General features: G+C 35.1%; 16 protein-coding genes and 3 tRNA genes. 7 read left to right on the forward strand and 12 right to left on the reverse strand.

Annotated features, from left to right (window positions below; genetic code table 11):
• Positions 1 to 21: 21 nt before the first annotated feature.
• Positions 22 to 1,305: an EF-P 5-aminopentanol modification-associated protein YfmH gene (gene yfmH / locus TZ91_RS09665; RefSeq protein ID WP_033687612.1), complete on the reverse strand. Its 1,284-nt coding sequence runs from the start codon at positions 1,303 to 1,305 to the stop codon at positions 22 to 24.
• Complete coding sequence (gene yfmF / locus TZ91_RS09670; RefSeq protein ID WP_033687615.1) at positions 1,302 to 2,552, reverse strand: EF-P 5-aminopentanol modification-associated protein YfmF; 1,251 nt, start codon at positions 2,550 to 2,552, stop codon at positions 1,302 to 1,304. The genes yfmH and yfmF overlap by 4 nt, the downstream gene beginning before the upstream one ends.
• 158 nt (positions 2,553 to 2,710) lie before the next feature.
• On the opposite strand from yfmF, the gene yaaA reads away from it, so the two are divergent.
• Both yaaA and recF read left to right on the forward strand, forming a co-directional pair.
• The gene (gene yaaA / locus TZ91_RS09675; RefSeq protein WP_033687616.1) at positions 2,711 to 3,079 is read left to right on the forward strand and encodes a S4 domain-containing protein YaaA; all 369 of its coding nucleotides are present in this window, start codon (positions 2,711 to 2,713) and stop codon (positions 3,077 to 3,079) included.
• Positions 3,080 to 3,081: 2 nt separating this feature from the next.
• A complete protein-coding gene (gene recF / locus TZ91_RS09680; protein ID WP_033687618.1) occupies positions 3,082 to 4,179 on the forward strand; it encodes a DNA replication/repair protein RecF in 1,098 nt (365 codons plus the stop codon).
• A 51-nt stretch (positions 4,180 to 4,230) separates the two neighbouring features.
• Here recF and guaB read toward each other — a convergent pair whose 3' ends face one another.
• Positions 4,231 to 5,709 (reverse strand): IMP dehydrogenase, encoded by a 1,479-nt coding sequence (gene guaB / locus TZ91_RS09685; protein ID WP_000073418.1) that lies wholly within the window; start codon positions 5,707 to 5,709, stop codon positions 4,231 to 4,233.
• Positions 5,710 to 5,860: 151 nt separating this feature from the next.
• A complete protein-coding gene (gene trpS, locus TZ91_RS09690; protein WP_000165457.1) occupies positions 5,861 to 6,886 on the reverse strand; it encodes a tryptophan--tRNA ligase in 1,026 nt (341 codons plus the stop codon).
• Between the two features lie 205 nt (positions 6,887 to 7,091).
• Between trpS and TZ91_RS09695 the strand changes: the two genes are divergently transcribed.
• Positions 7,092 to 8,714, forward strand: a complete 1,623-nt coding sequence (locus TZ91_RS09695) for an ATP-binding cassette domain-containing protein (RefSeq protein WP_045597631.1) — start codon at positions 7,092 to 7,094, stop codon at positions 8,712 to 8,714.
• A 61-nt stretch (positions 8,715 to 8,775) separates the two neighbouring features.
• Positions 8,776 to 11,319 (forward strand): YfhO family protein, encoded by a 2,544-nt coding sequence (locus tag TZ91_RS09700; RefSeq protein WP_033687619.1) that lies wholly within the window; start codon positions 8,776 to 8,778, stop codon positions 11,317 to 11,319.
• A gap of 29 nt (positions 11,320 to 11,348) precedes the next feature.
• Here the strand turns inward: TZ91_RS09700 and TZ91_RS09705 are convergent, their stop codons facing one another.
• The gene (locus TZ91_RS09705; protein ID WP_033687621.1) at positions 11,349 to 13,991 is read right to left on the reverse strand and encodes a YhgE/Pip domain-containing protein; all 2,643 of its coding nucleotides are present in this window, start codon (positions 13,989 to 13,991) and stop codon (positions 11,349 to 11,351) included.
• A gap of 127 nt (positions 13,992 to 14,118) precedes the next feature.
• Here TZ91_RS09705 and TZ91_RS09710 point away from each other — a divergent pair, with 127 nt between their 5' ends.
• Complete coding sequence (locus TZ91_RS09710) at positions 14,119 to 14,661, forward strand: TetR/AcrR family transcriptional regulator (protein ID WP_033687622.1); 543 nt, start codon at positions 14,119 to 14,121, stop codon at positions 14,659 to 14,661.
• Between the two features lie 39 nt (positions 14,662 to 14,700).
• Here TZ91_RS09710 and TZ91_RS09715 read toward each other — a convergent pair.
• From TZ91_RS09715 to rlmH, 7 genes are all read right to left on the reverse strand, one after another.
• Positions 14,701 to 14,774: transfer RNA gene (locus TZ91_RS09715), tRNA-Asn, on the reverse strand.
• Between the two features lie 5 nt (positions 14,775 to 14,779).
• Positions 14,780 to 14,851: transfer RNA gene (locus tag TZ91_RS09720), tRNA-Glu, on the reverse strand.
• Between the two features lie 51 nt (positions 14,852 to 14,902).
• On the reverse strand, positions 14,903 to 15,655 hold the full coding sequence (gene comE, locus TZ91_RS09725) for a competence system response regulator transcription factor ComE (protein WP_033687624.1): 753 nt from the start codon (positions 15,653 to 15,655) through the stop codon (positions 14,903 to 14,905).
• Positions 15,652 to 16,977 carry a competence system sensor histidine kinase ComD gene (gene comD, locus TZ91_RS09730; protein ID WP_001048129.1) on the reverse strand — a complete coding sequence of 442 codons (1,326 nt, stop codon included), beginning with the start codon at positions 16,975 to 16,977 and terminating at the stop codon, positions 15,652 to 15,654. Before comD ends, comE begins: the two co-directional genes overlap by 4 nt.
• Positions 16,978 to 16,997: 20 nt before the next feature.
• On the reverse strand, positions 16,998 to 17,123 hold the full coding sequence (gene comC / locus TZ91_RS09735; RefSeq protein WP_000799685.1) for a competence-stimulating peptide ComC: 126 nt from the start codon (positions 17,121 to 17,123) through the stop codon (positions 16,998 to 17,000).
• A 165-nt stretch (positions 17,124 to 17,288) separates the two neighbouring features.
• Positions 17,289 to 17,362, reverse strand: a tRNA-Arg gene (locus TZ91_RS09740).
• Between the two features lie 43 nt (positions 17,363 to 17,405).
• Positions 17,406 to 17,885, reverse strand: a complete 480-nt coding sequence (gene rlmH, locus TZ91_RS09745; protein ID WP_000695928.1) for a 23S rRNA (pseudouridine(1915)-N(3))-methyltransferase RlmH — start codon at positions 17,883 to 17,885, stop codon at positions 17,406 to 17,408.
• Between the two features lie 183 nt (positions 17,886 to 18,068).
• On the opposite strand from rlmH, the gene htrA reads away from it, so the two are divergent.
• Together htrA and TZ91_RS09755 are read left to right on the forward strand one after the other, a co-directional pair.
• Entirely contained in the window at positions 18,069 to 19,250 is a 1,182-nt protein-coding gene (gene htrA, locus TZ91_RS09750; protein ID WP_033687626.1) for a serine protease HtrA, read from the forward strand.
• A gap of 57 nt (positions 19,251 to 19,307) precedes the next feature.
• On the forward strand, positions 19,308 to 20,066 hold the full coding sequence (locus TZ91_RS09755) for a ParB/RepB/Spo0J family partition protein (RefSeq protein WP_033687628.1): 759 nt from the start codon (positions 19,308 to 19,310) through the stop codon (positions 20,064 to 20,066).
• Positions 20,067 to 20,172: the final 106 nt, after the last annotated feature.

The following is a 20,172-nucleotide window of genomic DNA, read 5'->3' on the forward strand; positions in this document are numbered from 1 at the left end:
AGTGTCTATTATGATTAGTTACTATGATGGGAATATTGTAAAATCAACTATATCCCCTTCATCTATTAAGTGATGCCCTGCTTCAAGGACATCCTCTAAAGTAATTTCCTGTAAAATTTTCGGCAAATCAAAGATTGTCTCACCTTTTCCAAAAGCATCATATTGCGTTGCAATAAATTCAAGAGAGTTCATGCTACTGAAAAATTCTCCAAACATCTCTCTTTTGATAATATCTAAATGATCCTCTGTAATATCTAAATCCTTTGTAAAATTACGAATGGCCTTCCTAAACTGATGAGATAAAGCAACTGGCTCTTTTGTATCCATTGTCAACATAACAAAATGAAAGCGACTTGTAACTTCAACTTCAAGAGATAAGGAAGCATCTATTTTACCTGATTCATATAGTTTTTGAAAACGATCCGAAGTCCAACCAAACATCATTGCAAATAATAATTTTAATAAAATATGATGTCGATAGCAATCATCCTCAGCAACTTTTCTCCTACCTCTAATCCCAATCGCTAGTTTAGGAGAAGACACTTCCATTCTCATACTGTCTGTTTGCTTTACATCTTTTAAAACAAACTTTTCTCTTGCTACTTCCTGAACATCTAAATCTTTCAGTTCTTTGCTTTCAAAATAGTCCTGTACTTGATCCACATCAAAATTACCAACTAAAAACAGAGACATGTTTACAGGTTTGTAAAACCTTGTAAAATTTTCTTGCAAATTAGTTAGATTGATTTGGGAAATTGACTCCTCACTTCCAACTATATCAGTTGCTAAAGGTGTGCCAGGATACAAATTCGCTAAAGTTGAAAAGAATAAACACGAATCTGGATCATCTTGATACATTTCTCGTTCTTGCTGAATAATATCCTGCTCTCTTAAAATGGAATCTTCAGTAAAATGGACTGATGTTACCAATTCATCAAGTAAGTCTAAATTTTCTAAAAAATGATCCGTTGCTGAAAAAAGATAGTTTGTTTTTGTAAAACTTGTAAAGGCATTGCTATCCGCACCTAGACTCGTAAAAGCTGACATCAAATCGCTAGAATCTTCTCTCTCAAATAATTTATGTTCAAGAAAATGAGCAATTCCCGCAGGATATTCTTTTACATCTCCGTCAACTTCTGTGACAAGCGTATCTAGCGAACCAAACTGGACAGTTACACTCCCGTAAACCTCTTTAAATTCCTTTTTAGGCAAAAGAGCAACTGTCAATCCGTTTGCCAAACGAGTTCGATAAACCATTTCTTTTACAGCTGGATAGTATTTTTCTTCAAAAATAACCTTTGTCATTCTATTCCTTCCATAAAGTAAATCGCTTGTAGTTTCACATTATTAGCTGCTCTACAAATAGCATCTTTATCAACTTGCTCGAGTTTTGCAATCCAACTTTTAAAGTCTGCTGAAGATTTTCCAAGTAAGGCATTTTGATAAGCACGTTCAATCAATGAACCTTGATTATCTTGAGAAAGCAACAAAGATCGACGAATCATTTCCTTGGTCTGCTCTAGCTCAAGTTCTGTAAAATAACCTTTTTTTAAATCAAGCAGTTGATTATTCATCATTTTACGAGCCTGGTTCCGATTTTCTCGATCGATACCAGCATACATCCTCAAGAATCCACTAAATAAATCAAGCTGACTTGAAATAGTATAAGCCAATCCAGCATTTTCACGGACGTTTGTAAAGAGCTTAGAATGAGCAAATCCACCAAGTAAACCATTCATTACAATCATGGGTAAATGTTTCTCATCACCATATTCAGAAGGGCAATGATAACCCAATTCCAAAATGGATTGTCCCACATTTTTCCGAACCATACCTTCCTGAAGGATATTAGAATATGGTTGACAATACTGAACTTTTACATCTCCTTCTCGACCTTTGAAGCCAAATGATTCTAATACATTTTGAATTTCAACCTCATTAAAATCACCTAGGAAAAAGAAATCTATTCGATCATTAGCCAAAAATTCTTGGAAACAAGAATAAGAACTTTGTGGAGTTTCAGCTAAAATACGATTTCGTAAATCACTGTATTCCAATTGGAGACGTTCATCATGAAAAAATAATTTATCTAATTCTTTATGTGCAAAATAAAAAGAATCATCCATATCAGCTGCTAAACTTGCTAGCAATTGTTTTTTCTCAATTTCAAATAAGGCCGGATCAAACCCATTATCAACTACTACGGGGGAAAAAAGAGTTTCTTTTACTAGTTCCAAAACCTGAGAAGTTAGCACATTTTTCCTACTTAAAAACTCATCACGAACATAGGTAAATGTCAATTCTACAATATGACTTTGCCCTCTTCTGAAACAATTGGTTGACATATCTGTACCGTATAGACTGGCTAAATGTATTCTCAAATCTTGAGAAGTGGGATACATCTGATTAGCAGTCTCTAGCATACTCGCACTCAACATGCGACCTGCAATCGTATCGAGGGATAATGGAGTGGTAAAACGCACGGCGATTTTGTTCGTTTTAAACTTTTTTGATTGGATAAAATGTGTTGAAATTCCATGCACTAACTCCATGATTTACCTCCTTATATACAGACTTCTATTATATCACGAAAAACTGAAATTTTCTTGTTCTCTGTAACAGTTTTGAAATAAAAATCGCTTACATTTCTCCCTATTTCTCTCACTATTTTTAGGAAAATATGGTATAATACCAAAGATTGAGGTGAATTATGGAATACAAATTATTTGAAGAATTTATTACCCTCCAAGCACTACTCAAAGAACTTGGAATTACACATAGCGGAGGAGCTATTAAATCATTTCTCTCTGAACATTCTGTTTACTTTAATGGGGAATTAGAAAATCGTCGTGGTAAAAAACTTCGTATTGGTGATAAAATTGACATCCCTGACCTGAATATTGATATCTTGTTGACACAACCTACTTCTGAAGAACAGGATAAATACCAAGATGATAAAGTTGAAAAAGAACGAATCGCTAAACTTGTCAAGGAGATGAATAAGGGAGTAAAAAAAGACGACTCTAAACCTACTTCATCACCAAAAAGCAAACAAGCTCCACGATTCCCTGGTAGATAATCATGTGGCTACAACACCTATCTCTCAAAACTTTTCGTAACTACAAAGAGACGAAAATAGACTTTAATCCTAAATTAAATGTCTTTTTAGGACGCAATGCACAAGGTAAAACAAATATGTTAGAGGCTATCTATTTTTTAGCCTTAACACGCAGTCATCGAACTCGAACAGATAAAAATCTAATTCATTTTGATGAAGAACAACTTCATCTTTCAGGTCTCGTTCAGAAAAAAACTGGATCCATTCCTCTAGAAATCGAACTAACACAAAAAGGCCGTGTGACAAAAGTTAATCATTTAAAACAGGCACGACTTTCAGATTACGTAGGACACATGAATGTTGTCTTATTTGCTCCTGAAGATTTACAACTAATTAAAGGAGCACCTTCGGTTCGACGAAAATTCATTGATATGGAGCTTGGGCAAATTAAGCCAATCTATTTATCAGATTTAACCAATTATAACCATATTCTTAAGCAAAGAAATACCTATTTAAAATCAGCTCAAAAAATAGATGAAACCTTCCTTTCAGTACTAGATGATCAGCTAGTCGATTATGGATGTCGTGTAATGAATCACCGCTTAGATTTTATAAAAAAACTAGAGCATTTTGGCCGTAAGAAACATTTTGAACTTTCTAATCAGATTGAAGAGTTGTCAATATCCTATCAATCTTCTGTAAAGTCAACTGAAAAAGAAGACTTATCAGAATCTTTCAAAATTGCTTTAGAAAAAAGTAGGTCCAGAGATTTATTTAAAAAGAATACTGATGTTGGGCCTCATCGAGATGACATTTCTTTTTATATAAATGGGATGGATGCTAGTTTCGGAAGTCAAGGCCAACATCGTAGTCTCGTCCTCTCGATAAAATTAGCAGAAATCGAATTAATGGAAAGTATTACTACAGAATCTCCGATATTATTGCTTGACGATGTTATGAGTGAACTTGACAACACTAGACAGTTAAAATTATTAGAAACGATTTCTCAGTCAATCCAAACCTTTATAACAACAACAAGCTTAGATCATCTTCAAAATTTGCCAGAAAATCTAAGTATCTTCACTATTCAGGATGGTAAAGTTTCTGTAAATTACAATTGACAACATTGTAAAAGAACTCCTGTTTTTACTGGAGTTCTTTTCATTGTTTTTTTACATAGAATAATTTGGTGCCTCATTAGTAATTTGTACATCGTGAGGGTGGCTTTCCTTCAAACCAGCACCAGACATTTCAATAAATTGAGCATTATCGTGTAGCTCTTTAAGGTTAGCTGCACCACAGTAACCCATACCAGAGCGAATACCTCCAATCATTTGGAAGACAATATCAGCTGCCGCTCCTTTATAAGCAACACGACCTTCAATTCCTTCGGGAACGAGTTTGTTTGCTTCGTTGACAGAGCCTTGGAAGTAACGATCGCTTGAACCTTTCTTCATAGCAGCGATTGATCCCATACCACGGTAAGTTTTGAATTTACGTCCTTGGAAGATTTCAGTTTCGCCTGGAGCTTCATCAGTTCCAGCAAACATAGATCCAAGCATAACAGCATTTCCACCAGCCGCAAGTGCTTTTACAATATCTCCAGAATACTTGATTCCACCGTCAGCAATGATAGTCTTACCATATTCACGCGCAACAGCTGCAGCATCGTAGATAGCTGTTACTTGCGGAACACCAACACCTGCAATCACACGAGTAGTACAGATAGAACCTGGTCCAATACCAACCTTGACAACGTCTACACCCGCTTCATAAAGAGCACGGGCACCCTCAGCTGTTGCAATATTTCCAGCAATCAAAGTACGATCTGGGAAGTGAGCACGAATCTCAGCAATTTTACGCAAGACACCTGCAGAATGACCATGCGCAGTATCAATAACAATCGCATCCGCTCCTGCCTCAAAAAGAGCCTCTGCACGTTCAAATGTATCTGAAGTAACACCTACTGCACCTGCAACTAGAAGACGACCAAATTCATCTTTAGCCGCATTTGGAAACTCAATAACTTTTTCAATATCTTTAATAGTAATCAAACCAGAAAGACGACCTTCTTCATCTACCAATGGAAGTTTTTCAATGCGGTGTTCTTGAAGAATGCTTTCAGCCGTTGCAAGATCTGTACCCACAGGAGCAGTCACAAGATTTTCACTGGTCATATGGTTTGAAATTGGTTGATTGTAATCTGAAATAAAACGAAGATCTCGGTTTGTCAAAATACCAACTAATTTACGATTTTCAAGTGTTTCAACAACTGGAACACCACTGATGCGGTAACGACCCATAAGCTCATCTGCTTCAGCAATTGTATGTTCAGGCGTCAAGAAGAACGGATCAATAATAACTCCATTTTCAGAACGTTTTACCTTGCGAACCTCGTCTGCTTGTTGAGCAATTGACATGTTTTTATGGATAACTCCGAGACCGCCTGCACGAGCAATAGCAATGGCCATTTGACTCTCTGTAACTGTGTCCATGGCAGCGGTAATAATTGGGATATTTAAAGTCAAATTATCTGCCAATTTAGTTGTTAAATCTGCATCGTTAGGCAACACATGACTTTCAGCTGGAATAAGCAATACATCATCAAAGGTAAAACCTTTTTTCAAAAATTTAGTGTCCCAATTAGACATTCGAAGTTTCCTCTTTTCTTTCTTTTTGAGCTTGACTCTTTTTATATTGTATCTATCATACCATTCTATAAAAATTTGTCAAATATTACAGGGGTAAATAAAAAACTATCTTTTCTTTGAGATAGAAATGATAGTTTCTTGTAAAATAAACTTAGTTAAAGTAATGAAGTCCCATTGCTCCTTTAACCTCAGATAGGGTTTGACCCGCAACTTCACGCGCTCTTTCACTACCTTTTTGAAGCATATTATAAACTTCTCCCATATCCTTAGCAAATTCAATACGGCGCTCACGAATAGGACCCAGTTCACGTTCTAATATTTCAAGTAGATAACGCTTGGTCTTCACATCACCAAGACCACCTCGTTGATAATGTTCTTTCATGTCAGCAATTTCTTGAGCATCTTCTGGACGACCAAAAACATCTAGATAATGGAAAACCATATTTCCTTCAATTTTACCTGGATCCTCAACGCGGATATGATCTGGATCTGTATACATACTCATCACTTTTTTACGCAAAGTATCCGCATCATCAGCTAAATAAATACCATTATTGAGTGATTTAGACATTTTAGCATTTCCATCTAAACCAGGCAAACGCCCTGCTCTCTCATTTTCTGGATAAATACCTTCCGGTTCTACCAAGACATCACAGTTATATGCATTGTTAAAAGAACGAACAATTTCACGAGTCTGCTCAATCATTGGTTTCTGATCTGTCCCAACAGGAACATAGTTGGCCTTAAAGGCTGTGATGTCAGCTGCTTGTGCAATTGGATAAACCAAAAATCCTGTCGGAATGCTTTCTCCAAATCCCTTCTGAGCAATTTCTGTCTTGACAGTTGGATTGCGCTCCAAACGTGCTAATGACACTAAATTCATATAATACATAGACAACTCAGCTAATTCTGGAATTTGGCTTTGAATAAAGATAGTTGATTTACTTGGATCCAATCCAACTGCAAGGTAATCCAAAGCTACATTTCCGATAGACTCTACAATAGTTTGAGGGTCTTTAGCATGATCTGTCAAAGCTTGTTGGTCAGCCAAGAACACAAACATATCATACTTATCCTCTTCCTGTAATAATACTCGATTTTTGAGACTTCCAACATAATGTCCAATATGCAATTTTCCTGTTGGACGGTCTCCTGTTAAAATAATGGGTTTAGTCATTTTGTTCTCCTTCGATATAGTCCCTTCAATTATAGCATTTTTTTAATGAAATAACCGTAATTTATCAAAATAAATCAGCCTTGCTATTTACGGATTTGTGTAAAGTATGCTGTAAATTTAATTTACACAAAATTGACAGATAAAAATTTGAATATTTCCGTATTTTCTAGTAGAATAAATATATTACATATATAGGAGAAAAACATTGCTTACAGTATCTGATGTTTCACTACGTTTTAGTGATCGCAAACTTTTTGATGATGTCAATATCAAATTTACAGAAGGAAATACTTACGGATTGATCGGTGCTAATGGTGCCGGAAAATCAACCTTTTTAAAAATTTTAGCTGGAGATATCGAACCTACTACTGGTCACATCTCTCTTGGTCCAGATGAACGTCTCTCTGTTCTTCGTCAAAATCACTTTGACTATGAAGATGAACGTGCCATTGATGTTGTTATCATGGGAAATGAAAAACTTTATAGAATCATGAAAGAGAAAGATGCCATCTACATGAAGGAAGATTTCTCAGACGAAGATGGAGTGCGTGCTGCCGAACTTGAAGGAGAGTTTGCCGAGCTTGGAGGATGGGAAGCAGAAAGTGAAGCCTCTCAACTCCTTCAAAACCTAAATATCCCAGAAGAATTGCACTATCAAAATATGAGCGAATTGGCCAACGGTGAAAAAGTAAAGGTTCTCCTCGCCAAAGCACTTTTTGGTAAACCAGATGTTCTTCTTTTGGACGAGCCGACCAATGGTTTGGATATCCAATCAATTACATGGCTAGAAGACTTCTTGATTGATTTTGATAACACTGTTATCGTAGTATCCCACGACCGTCACTTCTTAAACAAAGTATGTACTCACATGGCCGACCTTGACTTCGGAAAAATCAAACTCTATGTCGGAAACTACGACTTCTGGAAGGAATCTTCTGAACTCGCTGCTAAATTGCTAGCAGACCGTAATGCTAAAGCAGAAGAAAAAATTAAACAATTGCAAGAATTCGTTGCTCGTTTCTCTGCTAACGCTTCTAAATCAAGGCAAGCAACATCACGTAAGAAAATGCTTGATAAGATTGAACTTGAAGAAATTGTACCATCTAGTCGTAAATATCCATTTATTAACTTTAAAGCGGAACGTGAAATCGGTAATGATCTCTTGACAGTAGAAAATCTAACTGTAAAGATTGATGGTGAGACTATTTTAGATAATATCAGCTTTATCTTGCGTCCAGGTGATAAGACAGCGCTTATTGGACAAAATGACATCCAAACGACTGCATTAATTCGTGCAATCATGGGGGACATTGACTACGAAGGAACTGTCAAGTGGGGAGTAACTACTAGCCGTTCTTACTTGCCAAAAGATAACTCGGCAGATTTTGCAGGAGGAGAGTCAATCCTTGACTGGTTGCGTCAATTCGCAAGTAAAGAAGAAGATGACAATACTTTCCTACGTGGCTTCCTCGGCCGTATGCTCTTCTCTGGAGATGAAGTTAACAAACCTGTAAATGTCTTGTCAGGGGGAGAAAAAGTGCGTGTTATGCTTTCAAAACTCATGCTCTTGAAATCAAATGTCCTTGTACTTGATGATCCAACGAATCACTTGGACTTGGAATCTATTTCAAGCTTGAATGATGGATTGAAAAACTTTAAAGAATCAATCATCTTTGCCAGCCATGACCACGAGTTTATTCAAACTCTAGCTAACCATATCATTGTCTTGTCTAAAAATGGCGTCATTGACCGTATCGATGAAACCTATGATGAATTCCTAGAGAATGCAGAAGTACAAGCAAAAGTTAAAGAACTTTGGAAAGACTAAATAAAACTTCAAAACTCAGTTGGGTTAACCAGCTGAGTTTTCTAACATTTTATGAGGTAACATGAAATTATTTTTTAAAACATATTGGACCTATTTTGTTTCTTCCATCATTCCCATAATTATTATGATAGGAGTATATCTATCTCAAGGTATCTACTGGAATAGCGATACATCTCCACTATTAGGAGATGGGTTTCATCAATACGTTATTTTTGATATAGCTCTAAGAAATATCCTACACGGAAATGGTAGTTTGTTCTACACCTTTACAAGTGGCCTCGGATTGAATTTCTATGCCCTATCTAGTTATTACTTGGGTAGTTTCCTTTCACCACTAGTTTACTTTTTTGATCTAACTAATATGCCAGATGCTGTCTATCTGACAACTCTCTTAAAATTTGGATTGATTGGACTGTCAACTTACTTTAGTTTAAATAAATTATTTCAATCGATTCCTAAGCCTTTAAAACTAGCTTTATCTACTTCCTATGCTCTGATGAGTTTCACTGTCAGTCAATTAGAGATAAAAACCTGGCTAGATGTTTTTATCTTGATTCCTTTAATTATAACTGGTTTACATCTACTGATAACTGAAAAGAAATTCCTATTGTACTTTACAAGTCTGTCAATCTTATTTATCCAAAACTATTATTTTGGCTATATGACAGCATTGTTTCTTATTTTCTGGTATCTCTGTCAAATTTCGTGGGACTTTAAAACCCGAAAATCATCGGTTCTTGATTTTGTCGTGACCTCCTTTTTAGCTGGTATGGCTAGTTTGATTCTGACTCTTCCTACTCTGTTTGATTTACAGAAACATGGAGAAAAATTAACTGAAGTTACAAAGTTTCAAACTGAAAGTAGCTGGTATCTTGATCTCTTTGCTAAGCAATTCATCGGTTCCTTTGATACAACAAAGTATGGGGCTATCCCAATGATTTTTGTTGGACTACTTCCCTTTATTTTGACCATTTTATTTTTTACACTGACATCCATTAAATTTCACGTGAAACTTATCTATGCAATCTTCTTTGCATTTCTAATTGCAAGCTTTTATATAGAAGCTCTTGATTTATTTTGGCAAGGCATGCATACTCCAAACATGTTTTTACATCGCTATGCTTGGATTTTCTCTACCTTGTTAATTTACACAGCAGCGGAAGTCTTAAATCGTCTGAAAGAAATTAAAATCTGGAATTTTTTAGTTTCGCTTTCTCTTATAGTAACAGGATTTTTAGCTACCATCTATCTAAAATCACATTATTCTTTTTTAACAGATTTGAATATTCTGCTTACTCTTGAATTTTTGGTTGTCTATTCGCTTTTACTCCTTGCAGTTATCAAAAAATTTACATCTGTGAATCTGTTTACCATTCTAATCTCTTTATTTATAATGGTTGAAATGAGTTTAAATGCTTCATCTCAAATGGACGGAATTACTAAAGAATGGGGCTTTGCTTCTCGAAGTGCATATAGTAGAGATATCCCAGCTATGGACTCTTTCTCAACATATATTGGAAACCAATTTACTCGTACTGAGAAACTAGAAACTCAGACAGGAAATGACAGTATGAAATTCAACTACAATGGAATCTCTCAATTTTCATCTGTTCGAAATCGTTCAGCAAGCTCTACTTTGGATAAACTTGGTTTTAAATCCTCTGGGACTAATCTCAATCTCCGCTATGCCAATAATAGTATTTTGGTTGATAGTTTATTTGGAATCCAGTACAATATCTCAGAAAGTCCTATTGATAAGTATGGTTTTAAAGATATCTATCAACAAGATAATCTTACCCTATATGAAAATCAATTCTCTCTTCCGATTGCATTTGCTAGTCAATCTGTTTACAATGATGTCAAGTTCAATGAACACACTTTGGATAATCAGGCCTCGTTTTTAAATCAACTTGCTAACGTCGATTTTGATTATTTTTCTCCAATCCTTTATGAAAAAACTGAAAATACTAATGATTTGATTAGTGTCACAAGCTCTTCAAATGAGGATGCATCAATACAGTATCAAATTGAAGTGCCAGAAAACAGCCAAGTTTATCTTTCTTTCACAAACCTTCACTTTTCTAATGACAAACAAAAAAAGGTTGACATACTTGTCAATGGGAAAAAGAAAACTTTTACAACTGATAATGTCTTCTCCTTCTTTAATCTAGGATATACAAAAGAGAAAAAAACTTTCAATATCAATGTTAGTTTCCCTGGAAATTCACAAGTATCATTTGAATCTCCTACCTTCTATCGTTTAGATACCCAAACTTTAACTGAGGCTATTCAAAAAATCAAAGAACAACCTGTAACAGTATCAACTTCTAAAAACAAGGTTTTTGCTACATATGATGTCCAACAAGATACATCTATTTTCTTCACCATTCCTTATGACAAAGGTTGGTCTGCCTACCAAGATGGTAAGAAAATAGAAATTAAACAAGCTCAAACTGGATTTATGAAAGTTGATGTTCCCAAGGGGAAAGGAACTATTACACTCTCCTTCATTCCCAATGGTTTTATTACTGGAGCAATTTGTTCCTTTACTTCTCTCTTACTATTTGGAACCTATAATCACAGACGAAAGTCATCTAAGGCATAAAAAATCGACCAATTAATCGGTCGATTTTTTTAATCTTCTTCCATTTTCTTAGGTTGATAGGCTAGCATACCTAAACCAATAAATAGAGCTAGTATCACGGCAAGAAAAACGACTTGATGATGAATATTTCCTGTCATAGAGATTGTTTGTCGTAATCCCGAAACTGAATAACTCATTGGTAACCAGGGATTAATAGCTCTAAAGAAATCATTTGTCAAGGCAAGTGGGTAAGTACCTGCACTTGATGCTAACTGTAATAAAAGCAAAATAAGAGAAAAGAAAGCTCCTATACGGCTATTCCATGTTGTTAAAGCGGTCACCATGGACATGAATACTAAACTTGTTAGGATAATGAGAATAAATGTTCTCATCTCATGATTTGCAGTTAAACCAATAAGATGAACTCCTCCATATACCAAAATCCCTGCTAAAACAGCTATAATACCATTTATTTCAGCTCGAGATTTCAACCAAGCCCAACGACTCTCTGGATGACGTCCTGAAGGTAACTTCGCAAAGATCATATTCGTTGATATTGCTGCAACAAAGAGAGCAACTGATATCATATAAGGAGCCATTGCGATTCCATTTACAGGAACTTGGTCATTGTCTGTTTTTGAAAGATTGAGTGGATTTGACAAAATCTCTGCATTTTGAGATTCCGTAGATGCTGATTTGAGTTGATCACTAGCATTACCTAATCCTTGTCCTAAAGAAGCAACTCCTGTCTGTAAACCTTCCAATCCAGAAGTTAACTTTGTTCCACCTTCTGCTAGTTTCCCAGCTCCATCTGCCAATTTATTAGCTCCACTTTCTAATTGAGAAGCACCTGAAAGTAACTGACTGGATTTGTCTGCTAATTGACCAGATCCTGATTGTAATTTATCAACTCCTGCCATTAATTCTTGACTCTTTTGATTCAATTGGTTAGAGCTATTTGATAATTTTTCAATACCAGACACTAATTCTGGAGTTTTTTCAACTAATTGACCAACTCCTGCTGTCAAGTTAAACGATTTTTGTGTCAAGGTAGTTGAGCCTGAAACTAGTTGATCCAAACTACCTGTCAAGGTGGAATTCTTTTCACTTAGTTTACTTGCGCCTTGAGAAACTTTATCAACACCTGCAGTATATGCATTTACCCCCGATGTAATCGACTGACTAGCAGGAACTAATTTACTCGTCACTGCTCCCTGTATTTCTGTTAATCCACTTGACAATCCTGTCAAAGAAGTAGAAGCAAGCGGTAATACTTGATTAGCTTGATTTTTTAATGTCGAAAGATTTGAAGATTGATTTTGTAAGTTTTCCAAACTTCCCTGTAAACCTTGTACTAAAGCTATTATTGACTGAGCCGATTGAATACTATCAGTCGAATTTTGAGATACAGAAGCGCTTATCTCAGCTTGTTGCTCACTTGTCAATGATTGATAAGCTGCTGTCGATTGAATATTTGCTAATGTAGTCGCTTTATCAGACTGAGCACTTGCTAACATTTGATTAGAAAGAGATACTATACTTGATAAAACAGAATCTAAGTGTTTTGTATCTCCAACATCAATATTTTGAATAGCTTGATTTAACTGATTCAAACCAGAAGATAATTGAGCAATTTGATCTTTTTGCTCAGACGAAGCATCTAACTTGCTAGAAAGCTGTTGAATTCCTTCACTTAATTGCTCCACACCCATTCGAAGTGTAGCTGATTGATTGGATAACTGATTAGCACCTGTTGCAAGACTTCCCACTCCGTTTGTATAGGCACTAACACCAGATGAAAATTGATTAAGACCAGCATTGAGCTGAGAAACACTGCTAGTATAGGACTCTACACCAGTATATAGTTGATTGATTCCTCCTACTAATTCAGGACTTTTAGAAGATAATTGACCTAACCCACTATCTAATTGACTCACTGCACCAGTATATGTAACTAAACCACTATTAAAATTCCCTAAGCCAAGATGAAGTTGTCCAACACCAGAGACATAAGAGGATAATCCTTTAGTAAACTGCTCCGTTCCATTTGAAAATGTTAAACTTGAATCTGCTAAAGAGTGTAGGTTAGTAGTTAATGTTTGACTTCCTGCCACTAACTGATCTGCTCCATCAGTTAGTTTTTCACTTCCAGAAGCTGCTTTACTCATACCATCCTTTAATTCGACCATCTTATCAAATAAAGCTTTAGTATAGGTCTCGGTTACATTGGTAGAAACATTCTGCTTCAATTGTGTCATCGCAGAATCGCTCATCTTGCTAGCAATAAAACTATGACCACTTGAAGTCTGATAATCGATTTTCATTTGCTCTGGATGATCCGTTAAAATCGAAGCTGCTTTTTCAGATAAATCACTTGGTAAAGTCACTACCATATAGTAATCGCCATCTTCCAATCCCTTCTTACCTTCCTCTTCATCTACGAAATGAAAATCTAAGGTTTTATTTTCTTTTAAATTGGACACCATGTCTTTTCCTATTGCCATGGTATTACCGTTATAGGAAGCCTCTTTATCATGATTGACAACTGCCACAGGTAAGTCAGACAATTGCCCATATGGATCCCACATTGATGACAAAAATATGATATTGTACAGAGCTGGAATAAGAGAAATCCCTATCATGACAATAATAAAAGTTGGTTTTTTAAAAATTGCTTTCCATTCTTTAAACATATCTTCTCCTTTTTTAAACATATTGTCTAAAATTTTGATATAATAGATTATACATTAAAAAATCTAAATTACAAGATAAAAAATCCATTTTTAGACAGATGGTCTAATTTGTTTACAAGGAGGAAATATGCAAGAAAGTAACAAACGCTTAAAAACAAAGCGAACTATTGAAAATGCTATGGTACAACTACTGATGGAACAGCCATTTGATCAAATTTCTACTGTCAAGTTAGCAGAAAAAGCCGGAATTAGTCGTTCCAGCTTCTATACTCACTATAAGGATAAGTATGATATGATTGAGCACTATCAAAGCAAGCTATTTCATACATTTGAATATATTTTTCAAAAACATGCTTATCACAAAAGAAATGCTATTTTAGAAGTCTTTGAATATCTAGAGTCAGAACCACTTCTGGCTGCTCTTCTTTCTGAAAATGGGACCAAAGAAATCCAAAATTTCTTACGAAATAAACTTCATATCATGCTCAGTACAGATTTACAAAAGCGATTTATGCAACTGAATCTCAATACCACTGAATTAGAATACAGTAGCATCTATCTAACTCACGCACTTTTTGGTGTTTGCCAAACTTGGATTGCACATGGAAAAAAAGAAAGTCCTCAAGAAATAACAGACTTCCTTATGAAAATGCTTGGTGATACAAATTGATACAAAAAAGGAACACAGCTGTGTTCCTTTTTATCTACACTCCGCCAGTAGGACTCGAACCTACGACATCATGATTAACAGTCATGCGCTACTACCAACTGAGCTATGGCGGATAAAATAGTCCGTACGGGATTCGAACCCGTGTTACCGCCGTGAAAAGGCGGTGTCTTAACCCCTTGACCAACGGACCTTCTATCTGTAGCAGATATAACCATTATATCAATTTCTTGCTAATTGTCAATTACTTTTGAGTTTTTTTCTCTAGAATATCTTTTAATTTTCTAATTTTTAATCTTGAAATAGGACAACGATGGTCTTCATAGAAAACAATTTCTAGGTTTTTTCGATCAATTTCTCTGATGTTGCCTATATTTACCAAAAATGACTTATGAGGAGAATAAAATCGCTGAGTATGTTTGTCCTTTTCCTGAATATCTGTCATGGTACCATAAAATTCTTTTGCAAAATTCTTACCAATAATGCGCAATTTATGAGAGACTCCTGTCGTTTCAATATACAGAATGTCATGGTAAGGGATTTTTAAATCATTTCCCTTGTAATTGTAGTCAAAATAATCTACCACATCTTCATTTTCAAGTAACATACTCTTCGTGTAGAAGATATTCTGCTCAATTCTCTTCTTAAATAACTCATCATTGATATCCTTATCAACAAAATCTAAGGCTGATACCTGATATTTATAGGTTAGAGTCGCAAACTCTGATCGACTGGTGATAAAGACGATAATAGCGTAAGGATTGTAATGACGAATGAGCTGAGCCACTTCAAATCCCTTTTTCTCAATTCCATGAATATCAATATCTAGAAAATAAAGCTGGTTTACTTCATCATTTTCGATATATTCCTTAAACTCACGAACTTTTCCCGTTGTCTTGTATGATATTGGAATATTCGATTCTTTCGAAATTTCATCCAATATTCTCTCTAGTCTCACTTGATGTTCAATAACATCTTCTAAAATTAAAACTTTCATTCAAATTCCCTCTTAAATCTAATGATTTGTCTAAATGTACTGCCTTCCATCTCTGTTTCTAAAATAATGTTGTTGTACTTATCCAGTAGTTCTTTCACATTATTTAATCCTACTCCGCGATTTCTTCCCTTAGTAGAGAATCCTAAAGCAAATAGATCTCCTGAAGGAGTCATCGTCATTTTACATGAATTCTGAATCACAATCACTGTTTCAGTTTCCATCTTAATAACTGCTACTTCCATCTGCTTTTTATAACTATCAGCCGATCCTTCGACAGCATTGTTCAATAAAACACTCATAATACGAACTAAATCCAGAAGGTCTATTGGTAGTCTAGTAATTATATCTTTTACTTCCAGTGTAAACTCTACACCGTTATTTCGAGCATAGACAATTGACTGAGCAACCAAACTTCGTAAAGCTGAATCTTCTATGTTGTTCAAATCAAAGTAAGTGTACTTATCTGAGCGCAGTTTGTGATTGGCTTTAACCAAAACTTCGTTGTAAACTCTGTCAATTTCCTGTAAATTACCACTGTCAATTGCCATCTGCATACTGACAAGCATCCCAGCATAATCATGTCGAAAACCACGAATTTCATTATACAAACCGACAATTTCATCTGTGTAGTTTTGTAAATGTTTCTGTTCAAATTTCTTCTGCTTCAAAGCAATCTCTTTCTCCATTTGATCTTTATGTGAATTCATTGCAAAAAAGGTTAAAAGGAGAGAAATAAAGACGATAGATGATAAAATACTTCCAAAACTATTCAAATGTTTAATCGTACTTACCATATCTGAAACGAAAGATACAATATGGAGCAGTAGCAAAGCAAAAAATACTTTTGTCAAGAAAGGATAGAGGTAGTCTTTATCAAAATAGTTTAGATCCAAATGGAAATAATGAATGATTTTTAAGATAACGACATAAGTCAACACCGTTACAAGGAAAAAGAATGGTTCATAATATTGTAAAACAAAATTGTCTCCTGTTAGAGAGGATAAAGTTACGGACAAAAAGTTATGAGTGCTCTCATATAAAAGAGATAGTAGTAAACTTAGGAATAGTCCTCTATCCCTCTCATACTGTTTAATCCATCGAAAATAGGAATATAATACCAAAGGAAATAAAAATTTTACAATCCCTAAGTCATCTAAATGTAGAAGATATGATGGAAAATCAAGTACTATTTCTGTTAGTAATATATAAGCACTAAAAACGTATAGTTCTTTTCTATTTATTTGACCTTTACAAATTAAACGGTAACTGTGACTAATAATTAAAAAATAAACAATAACTAACCCAACTCCAAATAAATTCATTACTCTTTCCCCTTATTTCATTACTTTTTTCGTGGGAAAATAAAATCAAAGCGGATTTTTGGAAGTCTACTTTCCCCACCTTGAATCTCCTGCAAGTCTTTTTCCTTCAAGGCTACAAACTGTTCCAATTTAACTGTGTTTTTCATAATAAAATCTCCTTAAATGTTTTTTTCTTGTAAGCTAACTTACAAAAACTATTATACAAAATGGAATTTCGTTTTAGATAAAATTCTCTCAACTGTCATTTTTTTCTCCCCAAGTGTACTTTTTTAAGAAAAAAGCCGGGAAAATTCCCAGCTTTGCTACTATATTGATCCCAGCAGGATTCGAACCTGCGACCGTTCGCTTAGAAGGCGAATGCTCTATCCAGCTGAGCTATGAGACCTAATATAGCTATTCTACCAAAAATTCAATTGAAAGTCAATTTTCTATTTATGATAGGGCGAGCCCTGCTGTATTGTAAAAGCCCGATAGATTTGTTCAACAAGGACTAGTCTCATTAACTGATGGGGCAAGGTTAAACGGCCAAAACTAACAGAGAGATTGGCTCTCTTTTTTACATCCTGTGCTAATCCCAGACTCCCTCCAATAATAAATGTAAGAGTAGAAAATCCTTTTATAGAAGCTTCTTCTAGCTGCTTACTAAATTCTTCTGAGGAGAAAGTTCTCCCTTCGATAGCCAACACAATCACGAAATCACGGTCACCAACTTTTGATAAAATTCTCTGACCTTCTATTCCTAAAATCTTTTGATTTTCTGATTCACTGGCCCTATCTGGTGTTTTTTCATCTGCTAGCTCAATCATTTCAAGCTTAGCAAATCGAGAAATTCGTTTTAAATACTCTGCAATACCATCTTTCAAATACTTTTCTTTCAGTTTCCCAACTGTTACAACTTTAATTTTCATGACTCTATTCTAACATATTCTCTATTTTTTCACATCTTATTCACAAAACAAAAGGTTAATTTTAGCCGAGAAAACCACAGATTTTTGAAAGTTATCCACAATCTGTGAAAAACTTTTTGTGTTTAAGTTATAATTAAGCTAGTCAGTTTATACTTTCAGTAATTCAAAAATATGGAGGCAAATATGAAACATTTAAAAACATTTTACAAAAAAGGGTTTCAATTATTAGTCGTTATCGTCATTAGCTTTATTAGTGGAGCCTTGGGTAGCTTTTCAATAAACCAACTAACTCAAAAAAGTACTGTAAGTACCTCTAACAACAATAGTACTATTACACAGACTGCCTATAAGAATGAAAATTCAACAACACAGGCTGTTAACAAAGTAAAAGATGCTGTTGTTTCAGTTATTACTTATTCAGCAAACAGACAAAATAGCGTATTTGGTAATGATGATACTGACACAGATTCTCAGCAAATCTCTAGTGAAGGATCTGGGGTTATTTATAAAAAGAATGACAAAGAAGCTTACATCGTCACCAATAATCACGTTATAAATGGCGCCAGCAAAGTAGATATTCGTTTGTCAGATGGAACTAAAGTACCCGGAGAAATTGTCGGAGCGGACACTTTCTCTGATATTGCTGTCGTCAAAATCTCTTCAGAAAAAGTGACAACAGTAGCTGAGTTTGGTGATTCTAGCAAGTTAACCGTAGGAGAAACTGCCATTGCTATTGGTAGCCCATTGGGTTCTGAATATGCAAATACTGTCACTCAGGGTATTGTATCTAGTCTTAATCGAAATGTATCTTTAAAATCTGAAGATGGACAAGCCATTTCTACAAAAGCCATCCAAACTGATACTGCTATTAACCCAGGTAACTCTGGTGGCCCACTAATCAATATTCAAGGACAGGTTATCGGAATTACCTCAAGTAAAATTGCAACAAATGGAGGAACATCTGTAGAAGGTCTTGGTTTTGCAATCCCTGCAAATGATGCTATCAATATTATTGAACAGTTAGAAAAGAACGGAAAAGTTACTCGTCCAGCTTTGGGAATTCAAATGGTCAATCTCTCAAATATTAATACAAGTGATATTAGAAGACTGAATATTCCAAGCAATGTAACATCTGGTGTAGTTGTTCGTTCTGTGCAAAGTAATATGCCTGCCAATGGTCACCTTGAAAAATACGATGTTATTACAAAAGTAGATGACAAGGAAATTGCTTCATCAACAGACTTACAAAGTGCTCTTTACAATCATTCTATCGGAGATACCATTAAAATAACTTACTATCGTAACGGTAAAGAAGAAACTACATCTATTAAACTTGACAAGAGTTCAGGTGATTTAGAATCTTAATTGACATCTATGTAAAGAAAGCTTTACATAAGATAAAAGATGTGTTAGTGTAGAATCATGGAAAAATTTGAAATGATTTCTATCACAGATATACAGAAAAATCCCTATCAACCTCGAAAAGAATTTGATGGAGAAAAACTACATGAACTAGCACAGTCTATCAAAGAAAATGGGGTCATTCAACCGATTATTGTTCGTCAATCTCCTGTTATTGGTTATGAAATCCTTGCAGGAGAGAGACGCTATCGGGCTTCACTTTTAGCTGGTCTAAGGTATATCCCAGCTGTTGTTAAGCAGCTTTCAGATCAAGAGATGATGGTCCAGTCCATCATTGAAAATTTGCAAAGAGAAAATTTAAATCCAATAGAAGAAGCACGCGCCTATGAATCTCTTGTAGAGAAAGGATTTACCCATGCTGAAATTGCAGATAAAATGGGTAAGTCTCGTCCTTATATCAGCAACTCCATTCGCTTGCTGTCCTTGCCAGAACAGATCCTTTCAGAAGTAGAAAGTGGTAAACTATCACAAGCCCATGCGCGTTCTCTCGTTGGGTTGAATAAGGAACAACAAGACTATTTCTTTCAACGAATTATATGTGAAGACATTTCTGTAAGGAAATTAGAAGCTCTTCTGACAGAGAAAAAACAAAAGAAACTTCAAAAAACGAATCATTTCATACAAAATGAAGAAGAACAGTTAAAAAAACTACTCGGATTAGATGTAGAAATCAAACTGTCTAAAAAAGACAGTGGAAAAATCATTATTTCTTTTTCAAATCAAGAAGAATACAGTAGAATTATCAACAGCCTGAAATAAGGCTGTTCTTTTATTTTTTTATCTCACAAGGTTATCCACTATTTTTTTCAAAAAAAAGCTTCATAAATCAACAGTTTCTGATTTTATCCCCAACCTGTGGATAAAA

Source organism: Streptococcus mitis, from assembly GCF_000960025.1.
Classification (GTDB): Bacteria; Bacillota; Bacilli; order Lactobacillales; family Streptococcaceae; genus Streptococcus; species Streptococcus mitis_DH.